We start from the raw sequence: 22,514 nt of genomic DNA, 5'->3' as shown, positions 1-22,514 counted from the left end.
TTCTAATGAATGAAGCCAACAACGCACTCGACAACCTGCTGCAGCCGCCCTTGGTTATCGTGCAGTTTCTGCAAAAACTTGGGGTGACATTCAGCGTCCGACGTAAAACCGGTAACTTGCCTGCGGCCCAATGCGTTCAAGCGGTGATGCTTGAAGATGCTGTTGGTCCGCTATTAGTGCTGTTCAGCCAAGACCAGCTCCTCGACCTGAGTCGTCTCGCGGACTTGACCGGGCGCAAGCTGGTTACAGTGACAGCCGAGCGTCAGCAACGCATGCTCGGCAAGCACGGGCTAGACCAGCTCCCCGCGCTGCCGCCCCTGCTCAACTCGCCATGCCTCTATGATGATCGCCTACTCAAAGCGCCTTCGGTGTTTATCGAATCGGGGCAAAGTGGCGTCTTGCTGGAAATCAGCCGTGCCGACCTGCAAGTGCTGTTGAGCAAATCCAGCGCGGCCCTGCTCGGCGAGCCACTAAAGAACATCAAGCTCAACCTCGACCGTCCCGACGACGACCGCAGTGAAATCACCCACGCGGTACAAGCCTTCACCGCACGTCGCATCCAACAACGCCTTGAGGAGACCATCGAGATTCCACCGCTGCCCGAGTCAGCGCAAAAAATCATCAAACTACGTGTCGACCCCAACGCCACCATTGATGACATTACCGGTGTGGTTGAAACCGACCCGGCGCTCGCCGCACAAGTCATCAGTTGGGCAGCCTCGCCCTACTATGCCGCGCCGGGCAAAATCCGCTCGGTTGAAGACGCCATCGTCCGCGTGCTTGGCTTTGACCTGGTAATCAATCTGGCGCTGGGGCTCGCCCTGGGCAAAACCCTGAGCCCGCCCAAGGATCAGCCACAACAATCGACACCTTACTGGCACCAGGCGCTCTATACCGCTGCGGTTATTGAAGGCCTGACCCGTAGCATGCCGCGCGCCGAACGCCCCGAGGCAGGCCTGACATACCTGGCTGGCCTGCTGCACAACTTCGGGTACCTGGTCCTGGCCTATGTATTCCCGCCACACTTGTCGCTGATCTGCAGGCACATAGAGGCCAATCCACACCTGACCCACAACTACATCGAGCATCATCTGCTGGGCATCAGCAGTGATCAGATTGGAGCCTGGCTGATGCGCTCATGGGACATGCCAGAAGAACTGGCCAATGCCCTGCGCTTTCAAAACGACCCGGAATATAACGAAGTCAATGCCGCCTATCCAAGGCTGGTAAACCTCGCCGTGCATTTGCTACGCAACCGGGGAATAGGCTCCGGGCCATGCTCCGAGATCCCGCAAAGCCTGCTCGACTCATTGCAAATCAACCGCGATAAAGCCGAGGCCGTGGTCAGTGAAGTACTGGCAGCCGAAGTGGCATTGCGTGAGCTGGCCTCATTGATTCATCCAACGCATTAACCGCCATTACAGCTCAAAGGGCCTTGGCCAGCCCTTTGATTGCACGGGGCTCAAGGCAACTGTGCGCGACGTTGGGCAAACAACTCGGGCAGCGCCCGCATGGCGCTATCGAGCAACTGCTTGACCGCAGGCTGCTCGTACAAGGCCGCATATTGCTCAAGCTGATCACTGGGAATACGCCGGTAGGCAAACAGCATATAGCTTTCTACCGCTTGCTGGCTGGAGTCATGAAGCACTTGGCGATGTTCAGCTGTCTTGGCACTCAAACCTTGTTCGTCCAGGCTCTCACCCCGCCCTTTGAGCGCAATCAGCGCCTGGGTCTTACCCGACTCATAACGCAGCAAAGTTGCCATCTGCGTGGTGCGCGCGGCGCTATCAAGGCGTTTGACCAAGTCTAGCCGGCTGGATCTGGGCGCACGCTCTGCAAGCTTTTTACGGTAATCAGCAAGCTGTTCTGCCCCATCGACTGCAACGGCTCGCTCGGCCTGGGTGAAACGCTTGGCCAATGGGCTGCCAAGCAACTGACGGGCTTGCTCCAGTTGCTCAGAGTCAATCTGGGTTGAAAGCTTGTTCGCCAAGTCATCACAGAGCTTGTCGGCGCCAAAGAGTTTGTCGACCTGGGCCTTTTGCCTGGCGTCCAGGCCCCGCTCCATCAGCGGCAAGGTTTGATCACACAACAAACGCACCCCAGACAACTCAAAGGCTGCGGCAAGATCTTCAACGTTGGCTGGCGCAGCCTGGGTCAGAGGAGTAACGGCCAAACATAATAGAGTCAGCAAAATACGCATTATTCAGGTTCCGAGACATGGGTTCAGGGCTCAAGCAATGGCTTTGCACCTATTAACAAGCTTGCCCGCACAACATTACCTAAGGAACTTCTGAAAAAGATAGCGAGCGACGAAAGCAACAATCATAGGCTGACTCGAAGGGCGAGCCCCAGCGAGTAAAAGATGCACAAAATAACCTGGGCGTGCTCGACTTCAGTTGCTCTAAATGAGCATTTTATTCGCGCTGCAAACCCTTGTGGGCGCAGCACGGGCTGCCCCAGCACGGGCTGCCCCAGCAATCCCAAGCGCAGTAGTTTTCCAGGGGCTTCCCAATGCTGGTCAGGCCTAATAAGTCTCAGGCAGCTTTTTTAGCGCTGGCTGGCTTTTTGGGGACCAGGTATTTAGTCAGCCCCTGGAACCAGATGACCAAAGCAGGGTTACCTTGAATCTGAATATCCTTGTTCTGGATGCCCTGCATAAAGGCCAACTGCTTGTTCTTGGCACTCATGGTTGCAAAACCGTAGGCGCCATCTTTGAAACCAAGCGCGAACGCAGGCTCGGCGGCCGGGCCAGCCTTACTGGTGATGCGCTGGTCTTTGACAATAAAGTGACGGGCAATCTTGCCGTCCAGGGTGTGCAACTGAAACACCATGTCGCGGTCGACGAGTTGCTCTTGAAACTTGGGATTGTTACGGCTGGCCTTGGCCATTAGGCGGCCCAGCATCCACAGCAAAAAACGGAATTTCATGCGCACAGCCTCGATGTTCGAATGGTTCGGCGGCGCATTGTAGCGGTTTGTCGCAAGGACTACATCCGGCCTAAAGCCTTGGATGAACTGCACCACACGCACTCTCGTTACCGGACATATAACTCAGCTAAACGCGGATTTGGATGCCAGTGCCCGCAGATGCTGGGCCAATATTGTTTCACTGTGCTGCTGTGAAGCGATCTTGCAACCCTTTGCCTCCCGCAAGGCCCGCTGCAAATGGGTTTCTGCCTGTTGCAAATCCCCAAGCAAAATAGAGCGCAAGGCCTCACAACGTGGGCGCAACCATGGGGCGTACCAGTTAATGTCTTGGTTCATCCAGTCACTCCACAAGCCAGTGACATCCCGTTGCAGGTATGCACGGGCAAAACTCAACTCGATTCGCAACAGCCTAATCAGGGTGTCCATCCCGATCTTGGGCGATGCTTGAAGCAACAACTCCAACTCCCGCTCCAATAGCACGGCTGCCTGCCATTGCCCCCGATTCAACAGCGCAGTGAGGCGGTAATCGAGGGCTATCAAAGGCCCGGGCATCGAGCCTTGGGACAAGTTAACGATATCAGCTTCAGGCAGCTGTTCACTGGGTGTTCCTGCCACGCTCAGTGCAAGCAAGCGTGTTTGAGCCAGTTCGGGGCGATCATCGTTTTGATGTAGCCACCAAACAATAAAAACCATTCCATCGCTGGCATGTCCACGCAGGGTCGGCAACAAGTTGGTCAACCCCATGCCCAGGTTGACGAGTGAGAATCCCATGGCCAATGCAGACGCCAATCCATGGGTGAACCACCAAAGCCCGAAACATGCCAGGCTCATCACCAGGTTCAGCACAGGCCCCATCATTACCATCCACAACATTTGCCTGCGCAACGGACGTTTGAGATTGCCAGCAACCATTAGATAACCGCCTAACTTGCGGCCTTTGCTCTGGGGCGACCAGCAGAGCTTAAAGCCCCTACGCAGAAACTGGATCTCGACGGCCATGACGCGCATCGACAGCACTGTCATGCAATTGAACCTAGCGCCGAAATAATGACCGCTTTCATGCAGGATAATGGCCGCTGGCATCATCGCCAAAGCGAGTCCTATGGACACAAGAGGCTGGTCCATGTACGAGTCCAGCACAAAGACCACTCCAAGCAGGCTCACCCCACTGAGCAGTATCTGCAACCCGCATAACAACGTATTGAGAAACCCAAGTCCCTTACCGCCTTTCATGACATCCCTTTCACATCGTTTTCTAGCTAATGGCTTATCTTCCTTAACGCGCTAAGCCATAGCAAGACACAACTCAGCGCTGGGGTGCAGGTCACTTGGTTGTTGGCTATTTACTCGATCAATAGCCTGTGAAGAAAGATCGTCACAGACTAAAAAGCCCCGAAGTACGGGGCTTTTTAGTCTGCATATGCACAGAAGATGGATCAGTCTGCGTTTAATTTACGGCGTCTTTGAGGGACTTGCCCGGTTTAAAAGCAACAGTGTTGCTGGCTTTGATTTTTACTGGCTCACCGGTTTGTGGATTCTTACCAGTACGAGCACCACGATGGCGCTGTATGAAAGTACCAAAGCCAACCAAAGTCACACTGTCTTTACGGTTCAGCGCGCCAGTGATTTCTTCAAGTACGGCGTTGAGTACACGGTTTGCTTGATCCTTACTCAGATCAGCTTTTTCCGCGATTGCAGCGGCCAATTCTGGTTTACGCATAGTTGCCCCTTTGACGGTTTGTTTTTGTTGTGTCCGTGCTGCTCCATGAGCAGCGCCCAAGGCGCCGCAACAGCTCTGCGCTGCGGCAGACACAAGGAGAATGGCATGCGTTTACAAGCAGCGCCAGTACTGCTCGGCAGTTAAATCAAGCAATTTTGTGGCGTAACCGACAGATCGACTGCTATTTACGCCAACAGGGCTGGGAGGGCCTTATTTAGAGCCAACTTTTCTTGCACGGACGTACCGGTTAGCGCGTACCCCAAGAGCGCGCCAGAGGGGTCATGGCACAGCGCCTTAATATCAGAACCACTGCCTGCAACTGTCCACTCGCCGTGTTTACCCAGGGGCGGGGGTGATACCACCAGTGGGCACGCCGGGGTTTTAACCGTCACCGGCATGGCGCCGTAGCTGACAGCTGTCGGATTGCCAGCCAAGGTCTGTGCCAAGGCGCGTGCGCAGGTCATCAGTGGCATGACATAGAGCAGGTTAAGGCCATCAACTTCCGCGCAATCGCCCAATGCATAGATATTGGCGTGGGATGTCGCCAACTGGCGGTCGACCATTACCCCGCGATTGACCTGCAAGCCAGCGGCGGTAGCAAGTTCGGTTCGCGGACGCAGGCCAATGGCCGAAAGCACCAGGTCGCACTCAATCACAGTGCCATCGGATAAATGTGCCTCAAGCGCCGCAGCCTTATGGTTAAGGCTGGCCAGAACCGGCCCCAGGTGAAAGCGGGCGCCAAGGCCTTCAAGCGCTGTTTGCACGGCTGTAGCGGCAGCTGGATGCAACAGGCCCGGCATGACTTGCTCGCAAGGTGCGACCAATTCAACCTGGTAGCCGCCAAGCGTCAGGTCGTTGGCGAACTCACAGCCAATCAAGCCAACGCCCATTATCAACACCCGCTTCTTGCCCACCGAGGCGCCACGGAACCTGGCGTAATCCTCAAGATCGTTAATCGAGTAAATGGCGTCTTGCGCATCACCCTCAACCGGAACCCGAATCACCTGGGCGCCGCACGCCAACACCAGGTCACGGTAGGCGATGGCTTCCTCGCCGACCCACAATTGCTTGTGTCCGGCATCAATACCGGTAATACGGGTATGGGTGCGCACTTCAGCATTGAGCTGTTCTGCCATGGCACCAGGCTCGGCCATGCTCAAGCCATCGGCATCTTTGTTCTTGGCAAAGCCGGTCGACAGCATCGGCTTGGAGTAAGAGCGACCGTCATCGGCAGTAATCAGCAGTAGCGGCGTTTCGCTGTCGAGCTTGCGAAACTCACGGGCCAGGTTGTAACCGGCCAGCCCGGTACCGACGATAACTACAGGTGCGCTCATACGATATTTCCTTTGAGTTAATGCATACCCCGCGCATGCGCGTTGCTGCTTGAGAAGAGCCAATGGAGCGAAGATTGCCATGTGCACTGATACAGCCGAGACACGGGGCAATACCAGACGACCATAACCAATTATCCTTCAGCCTCCAAATCAAACACATGGCGCTGAAAAGCCGCCATAAAAAAACGGCGACCTCATGGGTCACCGTTTGCTTTGCAGCACTGGCCAGCGCAGCCCCATGCGGGGCTCCGCTGATAGTGGATCAACCGATCTCGATCATCTCGAAATCTGCCTTGCCTACGCCGCAGTCCGGGCATAGCCAGTCTTCCGGCACATCTTGCCACAGCGTTCCAGGCGCAATGCCTTCATCTGGCCAGCCCAGACGCTCATCGTAAATCAGACCACATACCACGCACTGCCACTTCTTCATGTCAACCTCAGGTGAATCTCAGGGCTATGCGCGGGAAACTACCGTAAATGCGCCAGTGCGCCAAGCGGTTGAGCGACGACTGCCCATTGCCACTGAGCCAATAAAAGCCCTGGACTGCCCGTCGAAAGACGGGCAGAACCCCTTCTAGATCAAGGCTTAGCCAGCTGCCAGCAGTGGATCGCTGATGGCCATACCGTACATCGCAATCAGCGTCAGGCTACCTGCCGCCAGGAGGTAATACAGGGTTGGCAGCATGGTTTTACGCAAGGTGATGCCTTCACGTCCCAGCAAGCCGACTGTGGCCGATGCAGCTACCACGTTGTGAATGGCAATCATGTTACCCGCCGCCGCTCCGACCGACTGTGCGGCAACCATCATCGCACCGGACACCCCAAGCAGGCCGGCAGCGTTGTACTGGAACTGCGACAGCATCAGGTTGGAAACGGTATTGGAGCCCGCGATAAAGGCACCCAGGCCACCAACGGCAGGCGCGAACAACGGATAGATACCGCCTACGCTATCGGCAACAAGCTGAGCCATTGCCACCGGCATGGACACCAGGTCTGAACCGTTGACGCCCGAGTTGATCAGGATACGCACCATCGGAATGGTGAAGATCAGCACGAAACCTGCCCCCAACAGCGTGCGGCTCGACTCACCGATAGCCGCCGCCATCTCCGACGCACGCATGCGATGCAGAAAGAAGGTCACCAGCACCACGATGCACAGAATGCCACCCGGCAGGAACAACGGCTGGATGGAGCCAGAAACACCGGTTTCACCGAGGATATCGCTCCAGCCAAAGCTGACCGCGCTCAAGGCAGCCTTGAGTTCAGGAAACACCCGAGATGCAACCAGGAACACCGCCAGCAGCAGATAAGGCGCCCATGCCATTGGCACGGAAATCGGGGTCTTGCCCGCGATATCTTCGATTTTCATCTCGATCTTGCCCATCCACTCCGCCGGCCAATCTTTGGCATCGGCAAAGTCCCAGGTCTGCTTGGGCAGCAAGAAGCCGGCTTTGGCAGCTGGAATCACAATCGACAAGCCAACCAGCGCACCGATCATCGATGGGAACTCTGGCCCGAGGAAAACCCCGGCAGCCATGTACGGCAGAGAGAAGGCCAAACCGGTAAAGATCGCGAACGGCGCCATTTGCAGGCCTTCTTTCCACGATTGGTTCTTGCCGAAAAAGCGCGTCATGATCGCCAGCATGAACAGCGGCATCAGTATCCCGATTACGCCGTGCATGATCACCACGCGCGAGACGATCATCTGGAAGAAGATGTCCCAACTGCTGCCCACTGTCGCCAGTTGTGCAGTCATCCCGGTCTTGTCCAGGCCCCCGACAACACCCACCAGCATTGGTGTACCGACCGCACCGAAAGATACCGGTGTCGACTGCACCATCATGCCCAGCACCACCGCAGCCAATGCCGGGAAGCCCAGCGCAACCAGCAAAGGTGCAGCCACTGCAGCGGGTGTACCGAAGCCTGACGCACCCTCGATAAAGCAACCGAACAACCAGGCTACGATCAGCGCCTGCACCCTACGGTCCGGGCTGATGCCGGAAAAGCCGCGACGAATGGCACTGATGCCACCCGAATGCTTGAGGGTATTGAGCAACAGGATCGCGCCAAAGATGATCCACAGGATCGCAGCAGTCAGGATCAACCCCTGCAAGCTTGAGGCAACAACCCGGACCAGGGACATATCCCATGCGGTCAGGCCGATGATTGCGGTGAGGAAGAAGACCACGGGCATTGCATACTTGGCTGGCCAACGAAAGCCAATCAGTAATACGCCCGCAAGTATCAATGGCACAAAGGCCAATATGGACAACAGTGTTTGACTCATTAGCTTGGTTCCTTGTTCTTTTTGTGAACCGCATATTTTCCGGGTCTTGCCCGGCGCCACGCACTCAGTCCTGTGTGGTCTACGCAGGACTATGTGACGCCAACCCCAGCGTTTAGCCGAGGTCGGCGCCAATGCTCAAAAGCCCCGACAGCTAAAAGCGGTCGGGGCCGGGTATTACTTTTGTCGATCAGCCATGCTGCTGCTTGAAACGCAGTCGCCATGCATGCAGCAATGGTTCGGTATAGCCGCTCGGTTGCTCACGGCCCTTGAACACAAGATCACTCGCCGCCAGATACGCCGCGGACTGGGCAAAATCAGGCGCCATTGGCCGGTATAACGGGTCGCCCGCATTTTGCTGGTCAACCACCGCCGCCATGCGCTGCAAGCTTGCCTCGACCTGCTGCGGGCTGACGATACCGTGGCGCAGCCAGTTGGCGATGTGCTGGCTGGAAATACGCAAGGTGGCGCGATCCTCCATCAAGCCAACGTTGTGGATATCCGGCACTTTCGAACAACCAACGCCTTGTTCCACCCAGCGCACTACATAGCCCAGGATCCCTTGGCAGTTATTGTCCAGCTCTTGCTGGATATCACTGTCGCTCCAGCTTGGCGCAACGGCGACTGGCACTGTGAGCAAGTCCTTGAGCAGGCTGTCACGTTGTGCGCCAAGGTCGATCAGCTCCAACTCGCGCTGCACCGCTTGCACATCAACCTGGTGATAATGCAGGGCGTGCAATACCGCCGCGGTTGGCGAAGGCACCCAGGCGGTATTGGCGCCCGCTTTTGGGTGGCCGATCTTTTGCACCAGCATGTCGGCCATCAAGTCCGGCATTGCCCACATGCCTTTACCGATCTGCGCCTTGCCGCGCAGGCCACAGGCCAGGCCAACCAGCACATTGTTACGCTCGTAGGCTTGAATCCAGGGCGTCGATTTCATATCGCCCTTGCGCAACATGGGGCCGGCTTCCATTGCCGTGTGCATTTCATCACCGGTGCGATCCAGGAAACCGGTATTGATAAACGCCACACGTTCAGAGGCTGCAGCGATACAGGCCTTGAGGTTGGCGCTGGTACGGCGCTCCTCATCCATGATGCCCATCTTCAAGGTGTTCTTGGCCATGCCCAACAGCGTTTCGATACGGGCAAACAACTGATTGGCAAAGGCAACCTCGGCCGGACCATGCATTTTCGGCTTGACGATGTATACGCTGCCGGTACGGGAGTTACCCTTGCGTTGCAGGTCGTGCAAGGCAATCAGGCTGGTCATCACCCCGTCGAGTATGCCTTCCGGGATCTCGTTGCCTTCACCGTCGATAATTGCAGGATTGCTCATCAGGTGGCCAACGTTACGCACGAACATCAATGAACGACCATGCAATGTCAGTTCGGCGCCAGAGCCTGTCTGATATTGGCGATCAGGATTGAGCCGACGAACAATCTGCTTGCCGCCCTTCTCCAGGGTTTCAGTCAGGTCACCTTTCATCAAGCCGAGCCAGTTGCGGTAGATCACCACCTTGTCGTCGGCGTCGACAGCCGCGACCGAGTCTTCGCAATCGAGAATCGTCGAGAGCGCCGCTTCGATCAGCAGATCCTTGACGCCTGCGGCATCTGTCTTGCCAATTGGGCTGCTCGGGTCGATTTGAATCTCAATGTGTAAGCCATGGTTTTTCAGTAAGACCGCACTGGGCGCATCGGCCGAACCTTGCAAGCCAACAAACTGCTCGGGGGCTTTCAAGCCGACAGTTGAGCCGTCTTGCAAGGCAACCTGCAACTGACCCTCGACCACGCTGTAGCGCACCGAGTCGGCATGGGAGCCGCTGGCCAATGGCGCAGCCTGGTCCAGCACATTGCGGGCAAAGGCAATGACCTTGGCGCCGCGCACTTCGTTATAGCCCGGCCCTTTGCTGGCGCCATCAGCCTCGGAGATGGCATCGGTGCCATAAAGCGCATCGTACAGCGAGCCCCAGCGGGCGTTGGCGGCGTTCAAGGCATAGCGCGCATTCATTACCGGCACCACCAGTTGCGGGCCAGCCTGGCTGCTTATTTCAGTATCGACATTGCTGGTGCTGACGCTGACCGCTTCGGGCTGCGGCAAGAGGTAGCCAATGGACTCCAGAAATTTGCGATACGCAGGCATGTCGCTGACAGGCCCGGGATTGGCACGGTGCCAGTTGTCCAGTTCGACCTGCAGGCGGTCACGCTCAGCTAAAAGCTGACGATTAAGCGGGGCCAGGTCATGCACCAGCGCATCAAAACCAGCCCAGAAAGCCTTGGGTTCAATCCCGGTGCCCGGCAGTACTTCTTCATCGACAAAACGTTGCAGGTTGGCAGCTACTTGCAGGCGCTGATTAGTCATCTTCACATCTCCATTAATTGCGGTAGGCCGGCAAGCCACTCAATTCAGGCTTTGCACGCCCGCTTTAGCCACTTGTGCGTCCTGTTCGGCTTTCACCCCGGAAACCCCGATTGCGCCAACCACCTGGCCATCAATGATCACCGGAACACCACCTTCCAGTGAGGTCAGCAGCGGAGCCGACAGAAATGCATTGCGCCCACCATTTACCATATCTTCGTAACCCTTTGACTCACGACGTCCCAGCGCAGAGGTGCGCGCTTTTTCAGTGGCGATATAGGCACCAATCGGCGCGCAGCCATCAAGACGCTCCAGGGCCAATGGATGACCACCGTCATCCACCACGGCAATGCTCACCGCCCACTGGTTTTGCTGGGCCTCGCTACGCGCTGCGGCAATGATCCGGTTGACTTCCTGCTGGCTCAAAATTGCTTTGGTTTGCATGACATAGATCCTAATTAAGGGCTTCTTCGACCAGCTCGATCCAGTGTCTTACTGGCGTGCGTCCTGCACCATCCAAGTGGGTCTGGCAGCCGATATTGGCGGTGACAATGACCTCGGGCTTACTGCTCTCGAGGGCGTTCATCTTGTTGTCGCGCAGCTGCTTCGACAGTTGCGGCTGAGTCAATGAATAAGTGCCTGCCGAGCCACAGCAAAGGTGACTGTCCGGCACGCTGGTGAGGTTGAAACCAATACGCCCGAGCACCGCTTCAACCGCGCCGCCGAGCTTTTGTGCATGCTGCAAGGTGCAGGGGCAATGAAATGCCAGGCGCTTGTCCGAATCAGCGCCGAGGCTTTCAACCGGCTCATCGCGCAACACCTCGACCAAGTCCTTGGTCAGGGCGCTGACCCGCGCGGCTTTGCTCGCGTAGACAGGGTCGTGCCTGAGCATATGGCCGTAGTCCTTGACGAATGCACCGCAACCGCTGGCGGTCTGCACTATCGCTTCGGCACCCGCCTCCAGCGCTGGCAGCCAGGCATCGATATTGCGCCGGGCGCGCTCAAGACCGGCCTCCTGCGCATTGAGGTGGTAGTCCACCGCGCCACAGCAACCGGCTTGTTGAATCGGCTTGACGCTAATGCCCAACTTATCCAGCACGCGCGCCGCCGCAGCATTGGTGTTGGGCGACAGGCCCGGCTGCACGCAGCCTTCGAGCATCAGCACCTGGCGCGCATGGGTAACCGCAGGCCGGGCCTTGGCCGGGCGAACGGTTCGCGGCAACTTGCTTTTCAAGGTCTGCGGCAGCAGCGGACGAAACACCTGCCCCACCTGAGTCAGGGATTTAAACAGTGTCGGGCGCGGCGTCAGCAAGCGCAGGCCTTCACGCAAGATGCGATCGCTGGCTGGGCGCGGCACGGCGGCATCCACCACGGCGCGGCCGATATCGAGCAGGTTGTGATAATCAACGCCTGAAGGACAGGTGGTTTCACAATTGCGGCAGGTCAGGCAGCGATCCAGGTGCTGCTGGGTTTTGGCCGTGACTTCATGGCCTTCGAGCACTTGCTTGATCAAATAGATGCGCCCGCGCGGGCCGTCCAGTTCGTCACCCAGCAACTGGTAAGTCGGGCAGGTCGCATTGCAAAAACCGCAATGCACGCACGAGCGCAGAATGCTCTCGGCTTCTTCGGCACGCGGCAGACGCTTGGCTTGTTCGCTTAAATTGGTCTGCACGGCTTAAACCTCGGGGTACATGCGGCCAGGATTGAAGATCCCTTGCGGGTCCAACTGGGCCTTGAGCTGACGGTGATAACGCTGCAGTGGTGCACTCAACGGCGGCATCGGGCTGTCGCACGCGCCTGGAGTGAAACAGGTGGCGTGGCCGCCAGCTTCGCTGACGATCCGGCGGATGGTCTGGGCATCGCTATCGGACTTGAGCCAGCGCTGCGCCCCGCCCCAATCGATCAGCTGTTCGCCCGGCAGCGCCAATACGCCGGTGTTGTTCGGTACCGAGATACGCCACAGCGGCGTTTCGCTGCGGAAAAAATGCAGTTGATGCTCATTGAGTTGCTGCCAGTAATCGCCATCGAGCAACTCGCAGCTCAAACGTTCACGGGCCGAGGCGACAGAACCCTCGCCGCCTTCAAGACGCAGGTGCAGCGCATTGTCGTGATAGCTGGCAGCGCTGATCGGAATAGGCTGCTGGCCCCACTCCGCCAGGTTTTTCAGGGCCGTCTCGACATCGACCTCAAAGCGCAGGCTGACACATTCACGGGGCTTGGGCAGGACCTTGAGCGACACCTCGGTGACCAGCCCAAGGCAACCAAGACTGCCGGCCATCAAGCGCGAAACATCGTAACCGGCGACGTTTTTCATCACTTCTCCGCCAAAGCGCAGATGCTTGCCAAAACCGGTGATGACCCGAGTGCCCAGCACCAAATCACGTACCGCACCCGACCAGGGCCTGCGCGGCCCGGACAAACCGGCAGCGAGCATGCCGCCGACGGTTGCATCTTCGGCAAAATGGGGAGGTTCGCAGGTCAGCATCTGCCCGGCTTCGTCCAGCGCTGCTTGCAAATCAACCAGCGGCGTACCTGCGCGTGCGGTAATTACAAGCTCGGTTGGGTCGTAGCTGACAATGCCACAATGGACCCGGGTATCGAGCACTTCACCTTCGACCTTGCGGCCGAGAAATGCCTTGCTGTTACCGCCCTGAATACGCAGTTTGGTGCCGCTATTGAGGGCCTGATTCACTTGTTCTAGCAGCGCCTTGCTGGCGTCTGCATCATGGCGCACAACCATCAGAAACGCTCCAGTTCAGGGAATGGCAACTGACCGTGATGCACGTGCATCGAGCCGAACTCGGCGCAGCGGTGCAAGGTAGGAATGTTCTTGCCCGGATTGAGCAAGCCACTGGGGTCAAACGCCGCTTTCACCGCATGGAACAGAGTCAGCTCATCGCTGTTGAACTGCGAACACATCTGGTTGATCTTTTCACGGCCAACCCCGTGTTCGCCGGTGATGCTGCCACCGACTTTCACGCACAACTCTAGAATCTTGCCGCCCAGGGCTTCGGCGCGTTCAAGCTCCCCCGGCTGGTTGGCATCGAACAGTATCAGCGGGTGCATGTTGCCATCACCGGCGTGGAATACGTTGGCCACGCGCAGGCCGTATTCCTCGGAGAAATCGGCAATGCCCTTGAGCACGCCAGGCAATTCGCGGCGTGGAATGGTGCCGTCCATGCAGTAATAATCCGGCGAAATACGCCCCACCGCCGGGAATGCATTCTTGCGCCCGGCCCAGAACCTGACACGCTCTGCTTCGTCACGGGCCAGACGCACCTCGGTTGCACCTGCGGCTTCAAGCACTTGCCTGACCCGTTCACAATCGGCGTGAACATCGGCCTCTACACCATCGAGTTCACACAGCAGAATGGCCTCGGCATCCACCGGATAACCGGCGTGAATAAAGTCTTCGGCGGCGCGAATCGCCAGGTTGTCCATCATTTCCAGGCCACCGGGAATAATCCCCGCGGCAATGATGTCGCCCACGGCGCGCCCGGCCTTCTCGACCGAGTCGAAGCTGGCCAGCAAGACCTTGGCCACCTGCGGCTTGGGCAGCAGCTTGACCGTCACTTCGGTGACAATCCCGAGCATGCCTTCAGAGCCGGTAAACAGCGCCAGCAAATCAAAGCCGGGCGAGTCCAGCGCATCGCTGCCCAGCGTCATCCGCTCGCCCTCGACGGTAAGGATTTCAACCTTGAGCAGGTTATGGACCGTCAGGCCGTATTTAAGGCAATGCACGCCACCGGCGTTTTCAGCGACGTTGCCACCAATCGAACAGGCAATTTGCGAGGATGGGTCCGGTGCGTAATACAACTCATAGGGCGCGGCGGCTTGCGAGATCGCCAGGTTACGCACACCCGGCTGCACACGAGCGAAGCGCCCGGCCGGGTCGATTTCGAGGATTTTATTGAAACGTGCCATGACCAGCAAAATCCCCTGCTCCAAAGGCAGGGCGCCGCCTGACAAACCGGTGCCGGCACCGCGCGCAACGACAGGAACCTGGCGCTGGTGACAGATTTTCAGCAGGGTTTCGACTTGCCCGATATGCTCAGGCAGCACCACCATCATCGGCGTGGTGCGGTACATCGACAGGCCATCGCACTCGTATGGCTTGAGGTCTTCTTCAGTGTGCAGCACATCAAGGTCGGGCAGGCGCGCTTGCAGTTCACTCAATAGCGCGGCCTTATCAACTTTAGGCAGCACGCCATCGACTCGCTCGTCGTAAACAATGCTCATGGCAGGCTCATTTCAACAGCAGCGTTATTGTTATTGCCCATGCAAAACATGCACAGGCTAGTTATGCCGCCTATGTTTAAGCTGCCAGCGATCGAGCGTCTAGCACCGCAACAACTGGTACGACCAGTTTTTAAGCAATAGGTCTTATTGATACCTTGCTATAAAGCCCGCAATCATTGGCAACTCGGTTTATATTGATTGACCCTTGAACAACAATTAAAAACTGGTCCTACCAGTTGAAAAGGTGCCCAATGTCAGGAGAAATCACCCCGGCACGACGTCAGGTCTGCGATGTGGTCGCCGAGCGAATTGAACGCCTTATCGTCGATGGCGTACTCAAGGTTGGCCAACCGCTGCCCTCGGAGCGGCGCTTGTGCGAGAAGCTCGGTATCTCTCGCTCGGCCCTGCGTGAAGGGCTGAAAGTATTGCGCGGGCGCGGCATCATCGACACGGCTCAAGGCCGCAACTCACGGGTGGCGCAGCTTACCGGCACCCGTGATGCCAGCCCCTTGATGCACCTGTTCAGCTCACAACCGCGTACCTTGTTCGATCTGCTGGAGGTGCGCGGCCTGCTGGAGGCGGAATCAGCGCGACTGGCCGCTCTGCGCGGCACCGACGCGGATTTTGTGCTGTTGACCCGACGCTATGAGGAAATGCTTGCCGCCCATAGCGACACACGCGAAATTGATGCCCGTGAACATGCACGACTCGACCATGCGTTCCACCTGGCCATTTGCGAGGCATCGCATAACCCGGTGCTGCTGCACACCCTGCAATCACTGACTGACCTGATGCTTAACTCGGTGTTTGCCTCGGTCAACAACCTTTATCACCGGCCGCTGCAAAAGCGCCAGATCGACCGCCAGCATTCACGGCTGTATCACGCCGTGATCGAGCGCTTGCCGGAACAGGCACAACGCGCCGCGCGCGAACACATACATAGCATTCGTGACAATCTCAAAGACATCGAGCTTGAAGAGCAACGCCTGGTGCGGGCGACCATGCGCCTCGAAGGCTGGGCATGAGTTACAAACCACTGCGCTCGCTACATTGTTCAGAGGTTGACGGTGTGCGTGATAAACTCGCGCACCTCCAAAGCACTCAAGACCCAACCCCGTGCCGATCAATCTTGTGCCACAGGCTGCGCTAGCCCATCCACCGCGCTGGTTTACCGCCAGCCAGCTACAGCCCTCGCCGAGCATCCAGGTGCACGATTGGCTGTTTGTTAACCAGGATTCGCTGACTCAAAGGTTGATCGGCCTGTCTGCCGATCATTTCAGCGTGACGCCCATCAGCGAAGGCTGGCAGCGCATGCGCCATGATGAGTGCGCTGCCCTAGGCGTTGCAGATGGCAGCCAGGGCTGGGTGCGCGAAGTGTATTTGCGTGGCCATGGCGAACCCTGGGTGTTCGCCCGCAGCGTAAGCCCACGCAGTGCGCTCGAAGGCTCAGGGCTGGCGCTGGCACAACTCGGCACGCGCTCACTCGGCGAATTGCTGTTCAGTGACCATGCGTTTGATCGCGGTGAACTGCAAGCCTGCCATTATCCAGCGGCCTGCGTGCCCGCCGAGGTACGCGCACAGCGCCTGTGGGCGCGGCGCTCGTGCTTTAGCCGGGGCACACTGGCGATTCTGGTCGCGGAAGTATTCTTGCCTGCATTCTGGGCTGCCGCACAGGTCGATCAGCCCTGAACCCTGGTCGCGATCACCTGACTTCAATACTCGGGATCGCCACCTGATTCGCACTGCCCGCCTCCGTCATGCAGCATCCAGGGCTGCGGTTGGCAATCCATACCCTGTGCGCTAGCTTTCACAGGTTCTGCATCTGTGTCGGGCATTTGCTCGCACTGTCCGTATAATCCGCGCAACTGCCACGGAGAAAGCGCTCGATGTATAGCCGCCTGCTGCAATCACTCAATCGCCTGCACCCGCGCTGCTGGGACTTTATTCAACTCACGCGCATGGACAAGCCAATCGGCATCTATTTGCTGCTCTGGCCAACCCTGTGGGCGCTGTGGGTCGCAGCTGAAGGCATGCCGAGCCTGAAGAACCTGTTTATCTTCGTATTCGGCGTGATACTGATGCGCGCCGCCGGCTGCGTCATCAACGATTATGCCGATCGCAACTTCGACGGGCACGTCAAACGCACCAAGCAACGACCATTGGCCAGCGGCAAGATCAGTCCACGCGAGGCATTGATCTTCTTTGCCATATTGGTGGCGCTGAGTTTCATCCTGGTGCTGTTCACCAACCCGGCGACCATCTGGCTGTCATTTGGTGGCGTTGCACTGGCGGCGTGCTACCCCTTTATGAAGCGCTACACCTTTTATCCACAGGTGGTGCTGGGCGCGGCGTTCTCCTGGGGCATGCCGATGGCGTTCACCGCAGAAACCGGCCAGGTTCCACCCGAAGCCTGGCTGCTGTATATCGCCAACCTGCTGTGGACAGTCGCCTACGACACCTATTACGCCATGGCCGACCGCGAGGACGATTTAAAGATCGGGGTCAAGTCTACGGCCATTCTGTTTGGTGAAGCCGATCGCATCATCATTGCCACACTGCAGGGCCTGGCCCTGTTGTGCCTGCTCATGGCCGCTGCGCGTTTCGAGCTGGGAATCTGTTTCCACCTGGGCTTGTTGGTCGCTGCGGGCTGTTTTGCCTGGGAGTTCTGGAGCACGCGCGAGCGCGAACCCATGGCCTGCTTCAAGGCGTTTTTGCATAACCACTGGGCCGGACTGGCCATTTTTATTGGCCTGGTCGCCGATTACGCGCTGCGCGCGGCACCAGTAGCGGCCTGACGAAAGCCCTTTGCAGCGCTGATTTATCGGCGCGCTGCGTTTTTCTGTCATATGACTGCAATAATTCCGTTATCTAATGCAGCGCATGACAGTTGAACCTACCGAGGCGGGAACCATGGTTGGCAAGAATATCCTGATCGTCGATGACGAAGCTCCAATCCGCGAAATGATTGCGGTCGCTCTGGAGATGGCGGGCTATGAATGCCTGGAAGCTGAAAATACCCAACAAGCCCACAGCATCATCGTTGACCGTAAGCCCGATTTGATTCTGCTCGACTGGATGCTGCCGGGCACATCAGGCATAGAGCTGGCGCGGCGCCTCAAGCGTGACGAGATGACCGGGGATATTCCGATCATCATGCTCACCGCCAAGGGCGAGGAAGACAACAAGATCCAGGGCCTGGAAGTTGGCGCGGATGACTACATCACCAAGCCGTTTTCGCCGCGAGAGCTGGTTGCGCGGCTCAAGGCCGTGTTGCGCCGTGCAGGACCAAGTGACAGTGAAGGCCCTATCGAAATTGGTGGCCTGCTGCTCGATCCGGTCAGCCACCGGGTGACCATCGATGGCAAACCGGCGGAAATGGGCCCGACCGAATACCGCTTGCTACAGTTCTTCATGACCCACCAGGAACGCGCCTACACCCGTGGCCAACTGCTCGACCAGGTTTGGGGCGGCAACGTCTACGTGGAAGAGCGCACGGTCGACGTGCATATCCGGCGCCTGCGCAAAGCACTGGGCGAGGTCTACGAAAATCTAGTACAAACCGTGCGCGGCACCGGATATCGTTTCTCCACCAAAAGCTGAACCTGGCTGAATTGATCAACCCACATCGCCTTCGTTATCGGCGATACGCAAAAGGATTGCTTGGCGGATGAGCCTTAGGTGAATAGAAACTGGCATGGCGCAGTGTTGCGCCGCCTCCTGTTACTGGTCAGTGCATGCTTGCTGGTCGGCTTGGTGACTGGCGAATACGCCTGGGCCCTGGTCATTGGCCTGGCCGGTCATCTGGGTTGGACATTGAGCCAGTTGCTGCGCCTGCACAAATGGCTGCAAGAGCACAAACCTGACGAGCCACCGCCGGACGGCTACGGCATGTGGGGCGAAGTCTTCGACAGTATTTATCACCTGCAACGCCGCGACCAGAAAGTGCGTGGTCGCCTGCAAGCGGTCATCGACCGGGTCCAGGAGTCAACCGCGGCCCTCAAGGATGCGGTGATCATGCTCGACAGCCAGGGCAACCTGGATTGGTGGAACATCGCCGCCGAGACGCTGCTGGGCCTTAAAACCCCCCAGGACAGCGGCCAGCCCATCACCAACCTGGTGCGCGACCCACGCTTTAAGGAATACTTCGAGAGCAACAACTTCCATGACCCGCTTGATTTGCCGTCACCCCTGACCGATCGACGCCGGCTACAGATCCAGATCACCCGTTACGGTAATCACGAACACCTGCTGCTGGTACGCGATGTGACCCGCCTGTACCAGCTCGAACAAATGCGCAAAGACTTCGTGGCCAATGTTTCCCATGAGCTGCGCACCCCGTTGACCGTGATCGCCGGTTATCTGGAAACCATGCTCGACAATGTCGAAGCGGTAAACCCGCGCTGGACCCGGGCGCTGAAGCAGATGCAGGAGCAAGGCGGGCGTATGCAGAACCTGCTCAATGACCTGCTGCTCTTGGCCAAGCTGGAGGCCACTGACTATCCATCGGACAATCACCCGGTCGATATTGAGCTGATGCTGCAATCGATAAAAAGCGATGCCCAGGCCCTTTCAGGCGAACAAAAGCACCAGATTACGCTGCAAGTGGAACCGCAACTGAAGCTCAAGGGCAGCGAAGCCGAACTGCGCAGCGCATTCTCCAACCTGGTGTTCAATGCGGTGAAATACACCCCCGGACAAGGCCAGATTCATATCCGCTGGTGGGGCGATGCCAGCGGCGCCCATTTATCGGTGCAGGACACCGGACCGGGCATTGAAGCCAAGCATCTGCCGCGCCTGACCGAGCGCTTTTATCGCGTGGACTCCAGTCGCGCCAGCAGCACCGGCGGAACCGGGCTGGGCCTGGCCATCGTCAAGCATGTACTGCTGCGTCACCGCGCCCTGCTTGATATCAAGAGCACTCAAGGCCAGGGCAGTACCTTCACCTGCAATTTCCCGCCCATGCAGGTGGTGCGCCCACGTCCCTAGCGCCGCGCGTTCGAGCCTGGATCTTAATAGCAGCGGTAAACCGCAACGCAATTTAGTCTGATACCAGGCTTGCAAAGCGAACCATCTGCCCCCAACCTTTAGCGGTCATTAGCTATCTGAATCCTGTATGGACCCCTCGACTGGTTACTCTGCTGCAAGCTACTTTGCCGACTTCGGCCTCATTTTGTTCGCTCTGTTTCTGGTTCTGCTTAACGGCTTCTTCGTTGCCGCAGAATTTGCCATGGTCAAACTGCGCTCGACCAAGGTTGAAACACTCGCCGCCAGGAATGGATGGCGCGGGCATATCCTGCGCACCGTCCACAATCAACTAGACGCCTACCTATCGGCCTGCCAATTGGGCATTACCCTGGCCTCGCTGGGCCTTGGCTGGGTCGGTGAGCCAGCATTCGCACAGGTGCTCGAACCCTTGCTCGCAAGCCTGGGCATAGACTCACCCAAACTGGTGAGTGGCATCGCCTTTTTCAGCGCTTTCTTCATTATTTCCTACCTGCATATCGTCATCGGCGAGCTGGCGCCAAAATCATGGGCAATTCGTAAGCCAGAGCTGCTGTCGCTATGGACTGCCGGGCCGCTGTACCTGTTCTACTGGGCGATGTATCCGGCGATCTTCCTGCTTAATGCCAGTGCCAATGCGATTTTGCGCATTGCAGGCCAGGGTGAGCCTGGCGCACATCACGAACACCATTACAGCCGCGACGAGCTCAAGTTGATCTTGCACTCGAGCCGCGCTCGCGACCCGAGCGATCAGGACATGCGCGTGCTGGCCTCGGCCGTTGAGCTTGGCGAGCTGGAGGTGGTCGACTGGGCCAACTCCCGTGAAGACCTGGTCTACATCGACCTGCATGCGCCGCTGGATGAAGTTTTCAGCGTATTCCGCCGCCACAAGTACAGCCGCTTCCCGATCTACGATGAAACCCAGGGCGAGTTTGTCGGCGTGCTGCACATCAAGGACCTGCTGCTGCATTTGTCGTTGCTGGAGATGCTGCCTTCGGCACTGAAGATTGGCGACCTGATGCACCCGCTGGAACGGGTCAGTCGCCATATGCCCCTGTCCGACCTGCTGGAGCAGTTCCGCATGGGCGGCTCGCACTTCGCCCTGGTTGAAGAAGCAGACGGCAAGGTGATTGGTTACCTGACCATGGAAGACGTACTCGAAGCCCTGGTTGGCGACATTCAGGATGAACATCGCAAGACCGAGCGCGGCATCCTCGCCTACCAGCCAGGCAAACTGCTGGTACGCGGCGATACGCCCCTGTTCAAGGTCGAGCGGCTGCTTAATATCGACCTCGACCATATCGAGGCCGAGACCCTGGCCGGGCTGATCTACGAAACGCTCAAGCGCATGCCCGAGGAAGAGGAAGTGCTCGAAGTCGAAGGCCTGCGCATCATCGTCAAGAAGATGAAAGGGCCAAAGATAGTGCTGGCCAAAGTGGTCAAGTTGAACTGAGCGGTTGATTGGCCGCAGTCCAGCCCGCCAACCACTCGCGACACAACCCGCAATCAAACCAAGCACACCCCAAAGCACCACTTATGGCGCTTTGGGGTATTTGCCAGGGACATAGATTGAAGCTCGGCATGCTTGGTTGCCTGCGAGGCTAGCTAATCGCCGCCCACGGCAAAGTTCGGCAGGGTATTGACTGGCTGCGAGAAGTCGAAAGGAATCGACTCCAGGGCCAGGCCGACATTGCGCTGGATCACAAAGTGCAAGTGCGGGCCGGTGCTATTGCCGGTATTACCCGAGAGCGCCAGCGGTGTGCCAACCTTGACGTGCGTACCTTCGGCAACCTTGACCGAGCCTTTCATCAAGTGCAGGTACACGCCCATGGTGCCGTCCTTGTGCAGCACCCGAACGAAGTTGCCGGCCGGGTTGTTGCCGCGCCCGCTCTGCTGGTTCTCGATCTTGACCACAACACCTGCGCGCGCCGCGACAATAGGCGTGCCTTCAGGCATGGCGATATCCAATGCATAGCGGCCTTTAGGCCCGAAGTGGCTGTACTTGCCGTTGGCCCCTTGACTCAGGCTAAACGGGCCACCACGCCAAGGCAGCGGATACTTCTTTTGCGTCGGGATCAACCGTGGGTCGCCCATGGCGTAACGTAGCTTGGTTTTGTAGCGCAGCGGCTTGCTGGCATCCAAGGGCGCCAGCGTGGCCAGGCGAATCTTGCTGCGCGGCGCCAGGATCCAGCTGATTGGCTTATCAGGCACACCAGCGGCGTTCTCGGCGTTGTTGATGCTCAGTTCGATCTGAACCGGCGCATAGAGGTCGTTGCGCACCAACAGGGTTTCACCGGCAGCATGCTTGAGGGTCTCCAGCTTTACCTCGCTGTCGAGGCTCTCAACCATACGGTCACGGAACACAAACACCTGCGCACCGGCGGCCTTTTGGTCGGTGTAGGTCACCACGCCATTGGCATCGGTGTACTTGTAGATTGTCACGGCCGCAGCATCAACGGCCACAGTCATAAAACTGAAGAGAAGTAGTAAGCGCCCTAGCATATCGTTCGGATCTTATATTTTTCAGTGTCCGGAATCGGCAGATTAGCAGCCACACAGACGTGGCACGAGATGCTTTGTCCAAAGATGTGCGCTGTATCTCTACCACAACCGACGACCGGTCGCCCAAAACCCCTGCAATAGAGCTTTCCAT

At 57.9% G+C, this 22,514-nt stretch carries 20 protein-coding genes; 7 read left to right on the top strand and 13 right to left on the bottom strand.

What is annotated here, in order from left to right; translation table 11 throughout:
- Positions 1 to 5 precede the first annotated feature (5 nt).
- A complete protein-coding gene (locus CHB79_RS12835; protein WP_089360201.1) occupies positions 6 to 1,412 on the top strand; it encodes an aminoacyl-tRNA deacylase and HDOD domain-containing protein in 1,407 nt (468 codons plus the stop codon).
- A 50-nt stretch (positions 1,413 to 1,462) separates the two neighbouring features.
- On the opposite strand, the gene CHB79_RS12830 is transcribed toward CHB79_RS12835, so the two are convergent.
- The 12 genes from CHB79_RS12830 to glcD all read right to left on the bottom strand — a co-directional run bounded on the left by CHB79_RS12830 (position 1,463) and on the right by glcD (position 14,860).
- The gene (locus tag CHB79_RS12830) at positions 1,463 to 2,200 is read right to left on the bottom strand and encodes a hypothetical protein (protein ID WP_089360200.1); all 738 of its coding nucleotides are present in this window, start codon (positions 2,198 to 2,200) and stop codon (positions 1,463 to 1,465) included.
- 334 nt (positions 2,201 to 2,534) lie between these two features.
- On the bottom strand, positions 2,535 to 2,927 hold the full coding sequence (locus CHB79_RS12825) for a hypothetical protein (RefSeq protein ID WP_029529633.1): 393 nt from the start codon (positions 2,925 to 2,927) through the stop codon (positions 2,535 to 2,537).
- A gap of 123 nt (positions 2,928 to 3,050) precedes the next feature.
- A complete protein-coding gene (locus CHB79_RS12820) occupies positions 3,051 to 4,160 on the bottom strand; it encodes a M50 family metallopeptidase (RefSeq protein WP_141133425.1) in 1,110 nt (369 codons plus the stop codon).
- A gap of 214 nt (positions 4,161 to 4,374) precedes the next feature.
- Positions 4,375 to 4,647 carry an HU family DNA-binding protein gene (locus CHB79_RS12815; protein WP_010487690.1) on the bottom strand — a complete coding sequence of 91 codons (273 nt, stop codon included), beginning with the start codon at positions 4,645 to 4,647 and terminating at the stop codon, positions 4,375 to 4,377.
- 185 nt (positions 4,648 to 4,832) lie between these two features.
- Complete coding sequence (locus tag CHB79_RS12810) at positions 4,833 to 5,981, bottom strand: NAD(P)/FAD-dependent oxidoreductase (RefSeq protein ID WP_089360198.1); 1,149 nt, start codon at positions 5,979 to 5,981, stop codon at positions 4,833 to 4,835.
- A gap of 262 nt (positions 5,982 to 6,243) precedes the next feature.
- Positions 6,244 to 6,411, bottom strand: a complete 168-nt coding sequence (locus CHB79_RS12805) for a rubredoxin (RefSeq protein ID WP_010487692.1) — start codon at positions 6,409 to 6,411, stop codon at positions 6,244 to 6,246.
- A 156-nt stretch (positions 6,412 to 6,567) separates the two neighbouring features.
- Complete coding sequence (locus tag CHB79_RS12800; protein WP_089360197.1) at positions 6,568 to 8,268, bottom strand: L-lactate permease; 1,701 nt, start codon at positions 8,266 to 8,268, stop codon at positions 6,568 to 6,570.
- Between the two features lie 187 nt (positions 8,269 to 8,455).
- Positions 8,456 to 10,624 (bottom strand): malate synthase G, encoded by a 2,169-nt coding sequence (locus tag CHB79_RS12795; protein WP_089360196.1) that lies wholly within the window; start codon positions 10,622 to 10,624, stop codon positions 8,456 to 8,458.
- A gap of 39 nt (positions 10,625 to 10,663) precedes the next feature.
- Complete coding sequence (locus tag CHB79_RS12790; protein ID WP_089360195.1) at positions 10,664 to 11,065, bottom strand: heme-binding protein; 402 nt, start codon at positions 11,063 to 11,065, stop codon at positions 10,664 to 10,666.
- A gap of 10 nt (positions 11,066 to 11,075) precedes the next feature.
- The gene (glcF, locus tag CHB79_RS12785) at positions 11,076 to 12,293 is read right to left on the bottom strand and encodes a glycolate oxidase subunit GlcF (RefSeq protein ID WP_089360194.1); all 1,218 of its coding nucleotides are present in this window, start codon (positions 12,291 to 12,293) and stop codon (positions 11,076 to 11,078) included.
- A gap of 3 nt (positions 12,294 to 12,296) precedes the next feature.
- Positions 12,297 to 13,361 carry a glycolate oxidase subunit GlcE gene (glcE, locus tag CHB79_RS12780; protein ID WP_089360193.1) on the bottom strand — a complete coding sequence of 355 codons (1,065 nt, stop codon included), beginning with the start codon at positions 13,359 to 13,361 and terminating at the stop codon, positions 12,297 to 12,299.
- On the bottom strand, positions 13,361 to 14,860 hold the full coding sequence (gene glcD / locus CHB79_RS12775) for a glycolate oxidase subunit GlcD (protein WP_089360192.1): 1,500 nt from the start codon (positions 14,858 to 14,860) through the stop codon (positions 13,361 to 13,363). The genes glcE and glcD overlap by 1 nt, the downstream gene beginning before the upstream one ends.
- A gap of 251 nt (positions 14,861 to 15,111) precedes the next feature.
- Between glcD and glcC the strand changes: the two genes are divergently transcribed.
- The 6 genes from glcC to CHB79_RS12745 all read left to right on the top strand — a co-directional run bounded on the left by glcC (position 15,112) and on the right by CHB79_RS12745 (position 21,314).
- Positions 15,112 to 15,885, top strand: a complete 774-nt coding sequence (glcC, locus tag CHB79_RS12770; protein ID WP_010487698.1) for a transcriptional regulator GlcC — start codon at positions 15,112 to 15,114, stop codon at positions 15,883 to 15,885.
- Positions 15,886 to 15,991: 106 nt separating this feature from the next.
- On the top strand, positions 15,992 to 16,549 hold the full coding sequence (locus CHB79_RS12765) for a chorismate--pyruvate lyase family protein (protein ID WP_089360367.1): 558 nt from the start codon (positions 15,992 to 15,994) through the stop codon (positions 16,547 to 16,549).
- Positions 16,550 to 16,746: 197 nt separating this feature from the next.
- On the top strand, positions 16,747 to 17,655 hold the full coding sequence (ubiA, locus tag CHB79_RS12760; RefSeq protein ID WP_089360191.1) for a 4-hydroxybenzoate octaprenyltransferase: 909 nt from the start codon (positions 16,747 to 16,749) through the stop codon (positions 17,653 to 17,655).
- A gap of 115 nt (positions 17,656 to 17,770) precedes the next feature.
- Positions 17,771 to 18,460, top strand: a complete 690-nt coding sequence (phoB, locus tag CHB79_RS12755; RefSeq protein WP_089360366.1) for a phosphate regulon transcriptional regulator PhoB — start codon at positions 17,771 to 17,773, stop codon at positions 18,458 to 18,460.
- A gap of 78 nt (positions 18,461 to 18,538) precedes the next feature.
- The gene (phoR, locus tag CHB79_RS12750; protein WP_089360190.1) at positions 18,539 to 19,846 is read left to right on the top strand and encodes a phosphate regulon sensor histidine kinase PhoR; all 1,308 of its coding nucleotides are present in this window, start codon (positions 18,539 to 18,541) and stop codon (positions 19,844 to 19,846) included.
- Positions 19,847 to 19,973: 127 nt separating this feature from the next.
- Entirely contained in the window at positions 19,974 to 21,314 is a 1,341-nt protein-coding gene (locus tag CHB79_RS12745; protein ID WP_089360189.1) for a hemolysin family protein, read from the top strand.
- 152 nt (positions 21,315 to 21,466) lie between these two features.
- Here the strand turns inward: CHB79_RS12745 and CHB79_RS12740 are convergent, their stop codons facing one another.
- The gene (locus tag CHB79_RS12740; RefSeq protein WP_089360188.1) at positions 21,467 to 22,363 is read right to left on the bottom strand and encodes a peptidoglycan DD-metalloendopeptidase family protein; all 897 of its coding nucleotides are present in this window, start codon (positions 22,361 to 22,363) and stop codon (positions 21,467 to 21,469) included.
- Between the last annotated feature and the right edge of the window lie 151 nt (positions 22,364 to 22,514).

Source organism: Pseudomonas segetis (assembly GCF_900188155.1).
In the GTDB taxonomy this organism is placed as follows: Bacteria; Pseudomonadota; Gammaproteobacteria; order Pseudomonadales; family Pseudomonadaceae; genus Aquipseudomonas; species Aquipseudomonas segetis.
Note: the sequence above shows the minus strand (reverse complement) of the source record. Positions and strands in the feature narration are given on the sequence as shown.

Bases quoted from the DNA above. Each gene is read 5' to 3' on its own strand.
- glcE (WP_089360193.1), bottom strand. From the start codon at position 13,361: ATGGTTGTGCGCCATGATGCAGACGCCAGCAAGGCGCTGCTAGAACAA.
- ubiA (WP_089360191.1), top strand. From the start codon at position 16,747: ATGTATAGCCGCCTGCTGCAATCACTCAATCGCCTGCACCCGCGCTGC.
- CHB79_RS12810 (WP_089360198.1), bottom strand. From the start codon at position 5,981: ATGAGCGCACCTGTAGTTATCGTCGGTACCGGGCTGGCCGGTTACAAC.
- CHB79_RS12820 (WP_141133425.1), bottom strand. From the start codon at position 4,160: ATGAAAGGCGGTAAGGGACTTGGGTTTCTCAATACGTTGTTATGCGGG.
- CHB79_RS12740 (WP_089360188.1), bottom strand. From the start codon at position 22,363: ATGCTAGGGCGCTTACTACTTCTCTTCAGTTTTATGACTGTGGCCGTT.
- CHB79_RS12830 (WP_089360200.1), bottom strand. From the start codon at position 2,200: ATGCGTATTTTGCTGACTCTATTATGTTTGGCCGTTACTCCTCTGACC.
- phoB (WP_089360366.1), top strand. From the start codon at position 17,771: ATGGTTGGCAAGAATATCCTGATCGTCGATGACGAAGCTCCAATCCGC.
- CHB79_RS12835 (WP_089360201.1), top strand. From the start codon at position 6: ATGAATGAAGCCAACAACGCACTCGACAACCTGCTGCAGCCGCCCTTG.
- CHB79_RS12825 (WP_029529633.1), bottom strand. From the start codon at position 2,927: ATGAAATTCCGTTTTTTGCTGTGGATGCTGGGCCGCCTAATGGCCAAG.
- CHB79_RS12805 (WP_010487692.1), bottom strand. From the start codon at position 6,411: ATGAAGAAGTGGCAGTGCGTGGTATGTGGTCTGATTTACGATGAGCGT.
- CHB79_RS12795 (WP_089360196.1), bottom strand. From the start codon at position 10,624: ATGACTAATCAGCGCCTGCAAGTAGCTGCCAACCTGCAACGTTTTGTC.
- CHB79_RS12790 (WP_089360195.1), bottom strand. From the start codon at position 11,065: ATGCAAACCAAAGCAATTTTGAGCCAGCAGGAAGTCAACCGGATCATT.
- CHB79_RS12815 (WP_010487690.1), bottom strand. From the start codon at position 4,647: ATGCGTAAACCAGAATTGGCCGCTGCAATCGCGGAAAAAGCTGATCTG.
- glcC (WP_010487698.1), top strand. From the start codon at position 15,112: ATGTCAGGAGAAATCACCCCGGCACGACGTCAGGTCTGCGATGTGGTC.
- CHB79_RS12745 (WP_089360189.1), top strand. From the start codon at position 19,974: ATGGACCCCTCGACTGGTTACTCTGCTGCAAGCTACTTTGCCGACTTC.
- glcD (WP_089360192.1), bottom strand. From the start codon at position 14,860: ATGAGCATTGTTTACGACGAGCGAGTCGATGGCGTGCTGCCTAAAGTT.
- CHB79_RS12800 (WP_089360197.1), bottom strand. From the start codon at position 8,268: ATGAGTCAAACACTGTTGTCCATATTGGCCTTTGTGCCATTGATACTT.